We start from the raw sequence: 7878 nt of genomic DNA on the forward strand, positions 1-7878 counted from the left end.
CGTGCATGCCCGGATTGTGGCCGACCACCAGCAACTGCTTCGGGTCGGCCGGGACGGTTGCAGTGCGAATGGATTCCAGGATCTGGGCGGGATCGGCGGCGTAGAGTTCCGGCAGGATCTCGACCTGCGGCGCGGCGACGCGGTCCTTCATGGTCTCCCAGGCGATGTCCCAGGTCTGCCGGGCCCGGACCGCATGCGATACCAGCACGGCCTCGGGAAAGGGGGGATGGGAGGCCATCCAGTCGCCGATCTCGGCGGCATCCTTGTGGCCGCGGTCGTCGAGCCGGCGGTCCTGGTCACGGCCGCTCGGCGCGTCGGTCTCGGTCTTGGCGTGACGCAGCAGCAGCAAACGGCGCATGGCATTCTCGAATCGTTACACGACCAGGATAATCTACAGGCGCTGGTCGAGGACAAGGTGACAAGCGGCCGCTCAGTCCTTTAAGAAACGACATGAGCGAGACTTTCACAAGCGTGTCCCAGGAAGAAGCCGGCTTTCGCGACCGGGCGCGGCTGTCGTTCGACCTCGATGCGGACATTTGCGTCATCGGGGCCGGGCTTGCCGGACTGTCCATCGCGCTCGAGGCGGCCCGGCTGGGGGCCAGCGTCGCGGTGCTCGAGGGCCGCCACATCGGCTGGAACGCTTCCGGCAATCAACTCGGCACCGTGATGCCGGGCTTCGCGCTGCCGCTAGCCGAGCTGATCGAGCGGATCGGATTCGAGGACGCGCGGGAATTGTGGACGCTGTCGAAAGCGGGCGCCGAGTTCGTCCGGGCCAACGCCACGGAAGAGAACATGCCGGGGATCGGCCCGACCGCCGGCGTGCTCGAGGTCTCCAACGTCGATGCCGGCGACCGGCTGATCAGCCGCTTGCAGATGCTGAACGAGGATTTCGACACCGAGGCCGAGGGCTGGCAGGTCGATCGCGTCCGCGAGGTGCTCAAGACCGATCACTACTTCCATGGCGTGTATTATCCGAAGGCGTTCCAGGTCGACGGGCGCAAATATGTGCACGGCCTCGCGGCGCTGGCGCGGCGGGCGGGGGCGCGCATCTTCGAGGATACGCCGGTCGTCAGCATCGATCATTCCGGCATCCGCAAGCGCATCGTCACGCCCTCGGCGCGGCTGCGCGCCACCCATATCGTGCTCGCCGGCAACATCCATCTCGGTGCGCCGTTGCGGCGCCTGTCGGAGACGCTGCTGCCGGTCTGGCGCTATGCCGGCATCACCGCGCCGCTCGGCGAGCGCGTGCACGAGATCATCGCCTTCAAGGGATCGGTGATGGATTCCGACGGCGTCGATCATTTCAAGATCGTCGATGGCGACCGCCTGATGTGGGAGAGCCCGGAGACCACCTGGGCGGCGCGACCACAACGCTTTGCGGGCGCCGTCAGGCGGCGGATCTGGTCCATCTTCCCCCAACTCGGCAATGTCGAAATCACCGAGACCTTCGGCGGCGCCACCGGCCAGACCGTGCATGGCATGCCGCAGATCGGCCAGTTGCGCAAAGGCCTGTGGGTGGCCAGCGGGTTCGGCCGCCAGGGCATGAACACCTCGGCCATGGCCGGGCAGATGATCGCGCGCAGCATCCTGTGGGGCGACGAGCGCTGGAAGCTGTTCTCACCGTTCGAGCTGGTCTGGGCGGGAGGAACGACGGGGCGGGTTGCCGGCCAACTGGTCGGAATCTGGGGTAGGGCGAGTTCCGCTGCCGCAGGCTCGCTTGCCCGCTATCGTGAACGTGCCAGGGTCAAGGACACAGAACGCGAGACACGCCTCGCCGAAGCCAACCGGGCCGCCGGCACCGGTCCGCGCCGGCCTCCGTCAGGCGTCAGGCCGCGGCTTGCCCAGCCGCCGAAAACTGCGGAAGCCATTGAACCAGCCTCGGAACCAGCCCCGGAACCGGTCTCGCGCGACGACAGCGTCCCGCAAGAGACCCGAGAAAAATCCCGCCCGGAAGTGTAACGTCTGCCGTGAGAGCCCGTATCTCAGGGCGTAGACGCTCCCGCATGGAGAATGAGATGTTTGACCGCCGCATCCTGTTGACGACCGTCGCCGGCCTGTTCGGCCTTGCGGCCTTCCGCTGGCTCAGAGCATCGCCCGCGGAGGCTGGAGAGAAAGCCGCGCAAAAATTCGAGATCGAGAAAACGGACGCCGAATGGCGTGCCCAGCTCACCCCGCAGCAATATGAGATCCTGCGCAAGGAGGGCACCGAGCGGCCGGGCTCCAGCCCGCTGCTCAAGGAGCACCGCAAGGGCGTCTTCGCCTGCGCCGGCTGCGACCTGCCGCTGTTCGCCTCCGACACCAAATTCGAGAGCGGCACGGGCTGGCCGAGCTTCTACCAGCCGATCGAGGGCAATGTCGGCAAGACCGAGGATCGCACCTTTGGCATGCTCCGGACCGAGGTGCATTGCCGGCGCTGCGGCGGCCATCTCGGCCACGTCTTCGACGACGGTCCCAAGCCGACCGGACTGCGCTACTGCATCGACGGTTTCGGGCTGGTCTTCCATCCCGCGGCGGCGTCCGCAACCTAGGTTTCGTCCGGCAATTGTTGCCGGTCCCGGCAATTGTGCCCCGGTCGTCAGACCGGGGCTTTTTCATTAAGTCATTGATTTCGTGAAAGTACCCGCATTGGCATAGCCCTTGCGACAGTCTCCTCCGACTGCGGCCATGGTCGACCGGCCGCCGAGATCGGATCTGGAGACAAAGTTATGGGTATCTTCGATGCAATGAACACCTCGGTGGGTGGCCTGCAGGCGCAGTCCTACGCGCTGCAGAACATTTCCGGCAACATCGCGAACTCATCCACCACCGCTTACAAGGGCATCGGCACCAGCTTCGTCGATCTCATTCCCGACTCATCGGTCCCGAGCAAGCAGGTCGCGGGCGGCGTGACCGCCAACGCCAAGGCCACCATCACCACGCAGGGTACGATCTCGGGCTCCAGCGTCGCCACCAACATGGCGATCACCGGTGACGGCTTCTTCTCGATCCAGAAGGCGACGGGCGTCGTCGACAACGCGCCGGTGTTCAGCGGCGTCACCTATTACACCCGGCGCGGCGACTTCCAGCTCAATGCCAACGGCAATCTGGTCAACGGCGCCGGCTATTACCTGATGGGCGTCACGGTCGACCCGAAGACCGGCAACCCGCAAGGCAACGTTGCGACAGTCCTGAAATTCCAGAACAACTTCATCCCGGCGCAGGCGACCACATCGATCCAGTACGCGGCCAACCTGCCGACCCAGCCGAACACCGTGGCGAGCACGACGGCGGCGACCAAGACGTTGCTGGCGGCCGGCGGACTGAACCCATCGGACTTCGCGGCCAACCCGCTGCCGGTCGGCACGCCGCCTCCGCCGTATGCAAACGCCACAACGTCCGGCGCTGCCGCGACCGGCAATATTCGCTCACCATACTCGTCGACCACGGCGACCGGCACAGCGGCGCTCCAGAACAACTCTGCGGCGGTCGCATCGACCACAACTTCGCTCGACAACGCCCTGGGTACGCATCTCGCCTCCACCACCCTCACCGCGCTCAGCGGCCAGGTGCTGACCGTCAACGGCAACACGATCACGTTCAACGGCGGCACCACTGTCGTGACGGCCGGCAGCAACACCACGATCGGTCTCGGCGCTGGCACGACGGCCACGGTGGCCAGCATCATCTCCGCCATCCAGTTGGCCGGCGGCGCCGGCGTTACCGCATCGCTCAACCCCAGCGGCAACATCGTGATCTCCAGCGGCACCAGCACCGACGTACCGGTTGGTAGCGGCCAGGCGGCCACGGCGCTCGGCATCAGCAGCGTAACGCGCGGCGGCAACGTGCTGTCCTCCCCAGCAATCTCGGGCGCCACGGTGCTGAGCGGCGCGGCGGCGGCCGGCGGCGCCGAGGTGATCACATCGGGCTTCTCCGCCGGCGACGTCATCACGGTCAATGGTCAGCCGCTGACCTTCATGGCCGCCGGCGCGTCAGGCCCAAACCAAATCAACGTCACCGACAACATCACGATGCTGCTCGGCAAGATCGACGCGCTCTCCGGTGCAACGGGGTCGTCGGTCAGCAGTGGCGGCGTGATCACGCTGAACACCGGCACAGCTTCCAACCTGTCGGTGGCGAGCTCCAACAGCGCCGCCTTCGCCGCGCTCGGCTTCACCTCGACCATCACCAAGAATCGTGACGGTGGTGGCGTTGCCGGTACCGGCGGCGTGATCGGCAATGACATCGCCACCTTCACCAAGGAATCGATCAGCGGTGGCGCGGTGACCGCCTACAACGCGGCCGGCACGCCGGTGAACCTGCAATTGCGCTGGGCCAAGACCGACAGCGCCTCGCTGGGCGCGGGCCATGCCGATAGCTGGAACATGTTCTACCAGACCGACCCGAATGCGACCGGCACGACCGTCGGCTGGGTCAATACCGGCCAGGCCTTCACCTTTGCCGCCGACGGCTCGCTGACCTCGCCGAGCGGCTCGGGGATCACCATCAACAACGTCAGCGTCAGCGGCCAGTCGCTGGGCTCGGTCTCTTTCAACATCTCCTCGGGCGGACTGACCCAATATGCCAGCACCAGCGGCGCGGTCACCATCAACACCATCACCCAGAACGGCTATGCCGCCGGTCAGCTTCGCTCGGTCGCCGTCAACAACAACGGCCTCGTGGTCGGGACTTTCTCCAACGGCCAGAACCTCGACCTCGCACAGGTCTCGTTGTCGCACTTCAACGGCACCAACTACCTGAAGGCGCAGGACGGCGGCGCATACTCAGCGACCGAACAGTCAGGCGCCGCGATCGATGGCGCTTCCGGTTCGATCAGCGGCTCGTCGCTGGAAGGCTCGAACACCGACATCGCCGACGAATTCACCAAGCTGATCGTGACCCAGCAGGCCTATTCGGCCAACACCAAGGTGATCACGACGGCGAATACGATGGTGCAGGACCTCTTGAACGTGTTGCGCTGATTGGGGCGTGACGTAACCAAAGGCGGCAAGTCAACATGGGTTTGAGTTCAGCCCTCGCCAGTGCGATGAGCGGTCTGCGTGCCAATCAGGCTGCGCTCTCGATCGTTTCCTCGAACGTCGCCAACTCGCAGACGCCGGGTTACGTCGTCCAGACGCCGAACCAGATCGAGGTCACCACCGGCGACTTCGGCTCGACGGTGACGACGACCGGCGTCAGCCGCGAGCTCGACACCTATGTGCAGAAGCAGCTGCGCACCGAGACCGGCGGCGGCGGCTACGCCGACCAGATGGCCAACATTCTGAAGCAGCTTCAGAATGTCTATGGCACGCCCGGCAACAGCGGTACGCTCGAAACCGCGCTGAACAGTTTCACCACGGCGCTGCAGGCGTTGTCGACCAACGCGGGCTCGTCGTCGGCGCAAACGGTTGCGCTCGGCGCCGCGCAGACGCTGGCGCAGCAGCTCAACCTCACCACCAAGGGCATCCAGTCGCTGCGCTCCAACGTCGAGCAGGATCTCAGCACCTCGGCGCAGCAGGCCAACGCGGCGATGCAGCAAGTCGCCGACATCAACTCCAGACTCCAGGGCCTGTCGGAACACGACCCCTCGGCTGCGACGCTGATGGACCAGCGCGACCAGGCCATCAACACGCTGTCGAAATATGTCGACGTCCACGTCACCGTCGACGGGTCCAATCAGGCCAACATCTACACCACCACCGGCATCCAGCTGGTCGGCGCCGGGCTGGCCTCGCAATTCACCTTTGCGTCCGCCGGCGCGCTGTCGGCGACCTCGCTCTACAACATCGATCCGGCCAAATCCGGCGTTGGCGCGTTCAACATCAAGCTCCCGAACGGATCGTCGGTCGACGTCATCGCCAACAACGTGGTGTCTTCGGGCCAGATCGCGGCCGATCTGAAGCTGCGCGACCAGACGCTGGTGCAGGCGCAGAACCAGATCGACCAGTTCGCCGCAACGATGTCGAGCGCGTTGTCGGACAAGACCACGGCCGGCAGCACGGTCACCGGCCCGCCGACCGGCTTCGATCTCGACCTTGCCGGGGCAGCGCCGGGCAACAGCGTCAACTTCAGCTACACCGACACGACCACCAACACGAAGCGACAGGTCACGCTGGTCAACGTGACTGATCCAGCGGCGCTGCCGCTGCAGAACCCCACCAACGCCAATCCGATGCAGATCGGGGTGAACTTCTCCGGCGGCATGAGCGCGATCGCCTCGGCGCTCAACACCGCACTTTCCGGCTCGCATCTGTCGTTCGCCGCCGCCCCGTCGCCGGCGACGGCCACCACATTGCGGGTGACCGACGATAACAGCGGCCTCGCCAAGGTCAATTCGGCCTCGATCACCAAGACGATCTCGTCGCTGACCTCGGGCAATCCGCAACTGCCGCTGTACACCGATGGCGGGCAGGCGCTCTACACCGGCGCGATCACGGCATCGGGTTCGCAGATGACCGGCCTTGCCGGGCGCATCGCCGTGAACACGCAGCTCGCGACCGACCCGACCAGGCTGTCGATCTACAACACCTCGCCGGTGACGCCCACCGGCGACACCGCGCGCTCGGACTATCTCTATTCGCAGCTCACCTCGGCGGTGTTCTCCTATTCGCCGCAATCCGGTCTGGGCTCGGCGAGCCAGCCCTTCACCGGCAGCGTCTCGAACTACCTCCAGCAGTTCCTGAGCGTTCAGGGCAATGCCGCGACCCAGGCGACCCAGCTCCAGCAGGGCCAGAGCGTCGTGGTCTCGACGCTGCAGGCCAAGTTCAACTCGACCGCCAGCGTCAACCTGGACTCGGAGATGTCGAACTTGATCCAGCTCCAGAATGCCTATGCCGCCAACGCTCATGTCATGTCGGTGGTGCAGAGCATGATGAATACGCTGCTCCAGGCTCAAGTGTAACAAGTAACAGGGCTCTGAAACATGTCGATCAGCAGCATCAACTACTCCTCGTCGGTTCTCGGCTCGCAGATCCGCAACATCAACCAGCAGCTCACCGACCTGTCGACGCAGCTCTCGACCGGCAAGCTGTCGCAGAACTATTCCGGCATGGGCACCAACGAGGGCTTTGCGATCGCCGGGCGCGCGCAGCTCTCCAACATCGCCGCCTATACCGACACGATGACCAACGTCAACGTCAGTATCAACCTCGCCAATACCGCGTTGCAGTCGCTGACCACGATCCGCAACACGGTGCAGACGGGTTCGGCCAACACCGCGCAGGATCTCAACGTCAACGGCCAGACGGTTGCGCAGAACACCGCAGCTGCGCAATTCGGCTCGATGGTCGGCGTTCTCAATACGCAATCCGGCAACCGCTATCTGTTCTCCGGTACCGCCTTCAACACGCCGTCGGTCGCGAATGCCGGCGACATCATCAACGGCACCACGACGCAGGCGGGCTTCAAGACCGTCATGGCGGAGCGCCAGGCCGCCGACCTCGGCGCCAACGGCATGGGCCGGCTGGTGCTGGCGACGCCACAGCCGACGCCTAGCTCTGTGATGGTGTCGGAGGACGCGGCCGTATCGCCATTCGGCCTGAAGATCGCTGCAGTCTCCTCGACGCTGACCGGCGCGACGGTCACCGGCCCGAGCGGCTCGCCGGTGTCGTTCTCGGTCGACCTCAACGGCGTCAATCCGAAAAATGGCGACAAGCTCAGCGTGCAGTTCACGCTGCCCGATGGCTCGACCGAGCAGATCGACCTGACGGCGTCCACCGCGACGCCGACGCCTGTCGGCAGCTTTGCCATCGATGCAAGCGTCCCGGTCAACCCGAACAACACGGCGACGAACCTCAACACCGCGCTGAACACGGCGATCAAGAAGCTCGCCGGTACCTCGCTGGTGGCGGCCTCCGCCGTCACCGCCGGCGACAATTTCTTCAATACGGCGGGATCAGCCAC

General features: G+C 65.2%; 5 protein-coding genes and 1 pseudogene. 5 read left to right on the forward strand and 1 reads right to left on the reverse strand.

The window, feature by feature from the left end:
- A partial coding sequence (locus IVB47_RS07545) for a histidine phosphatase family protein (protein WP_247460792.1) occupies positions 1–358 on the reverse strand: 358 nt, incomplete at its 3' end.
- Positions 359–450: 92 nt separating this feature from the next.
- On the opposite strand from IVB47_RS07545, the gene IVB47_RS07550 reads away from it, so the two are divergent.
- The 5 genes and pseudogenes from IVB47_RS07550 to IVB47_RS07570 form a co-directional block, all read left to right on the forward strand.
- Complete coding sequence (locus tag IVB47_RS07550) at positions 451–1959, forward strand: FAD-binding oxidoreductase (RefSeq protein WP_247460793.1); 1509 nt, start codon at positions 451–453, stop codon at positions 1957–1959.
- Positions 1960–2015: 56 nt separating this feature from the next.
- On the forward strand, positions 2016–2528 hold the full coding sequence (gene msrB / locus IVB47_RS07555; RefSeq protein ID WP_085357245.1) for a peptide-methionine (R)-S-oxide reductase MsrB: 513 nt from the start codon (positions 2016–2018) through the stop codon (positions 2526–2528).
- 177 nt (positions 2529–2705) lie between these two features.
- Positions 2706–4958: a flagellar hook-basal body complex protein gene (locus IVB47_RS07560; protein WP_027566879.1), complete on the forward strand. Its 2253-nt coding sequence runs from the start codon at positions 2706–2708 to the stop codon at positions 4956–4958.
- A gap of 35 nt (positions 4959–4993) precedes the next feature.
- The gene (gene flgK / locus IVB47_RS07565) at positions 4994–6877 is read left to right on the forward strand and encodes a flagellar hook-associated protein FlgK (protein ID WP_247460794.1); all 1884 of its coding nucleotides are present in this window, start codon (positions 4994–4996) and stop codon (positions 6875–6877) included.
- Positions 6878–6898: 21 nt separating this feature from the next.
- Positions 6899–7878 (forward strand): annotated as a pseudogene (locus IVB47_RS07570) (flagellar hook associated protein); the annotation flags it as partial.

Origin of the sequence: Bradyrhizobium sp. 62, from assembly GCF_023073035.1 — a bacterium.
In the GTDB taxonomy this organism is placed as follows: Bacteria; Pseudomonadota; Alphaproteobacteria; order Rhizobiales; family Xanthobacteraceae; genus Bradyrhizobium.

Bases quoted from the DNA above. Each gene is read 5' to 3' on its own strand.
- IVB47_RS07550 (WP_247460793.1), top strand. From the start codon at position 451: ATGAGCGAGACTTTCACAAGCGTGTCCCAGGAAGAAGCCGGCTTTCGC.
- msrB (WP_085357245.1), top strand. From the start codon at position 2,016: ATGTTTGACCGCCGCATCCTGTTGACGACCGTCGCCGGCCTGTTCGGC.
- IVB47_RS07560 (WP_027566879.1), top strand. From the start codon at position 2,706: ATGGGTATCTTCGATGCAATGAACACCTCGGTGGGTGGCCTGCAGGCG.
- flgK (WP_247460794.1), top strand. From the start codon at position 4,994: ATGGGTTTGAGTTCAGCCCTCGCCAGTGCGATGAGCGGTCTGCGTGCC.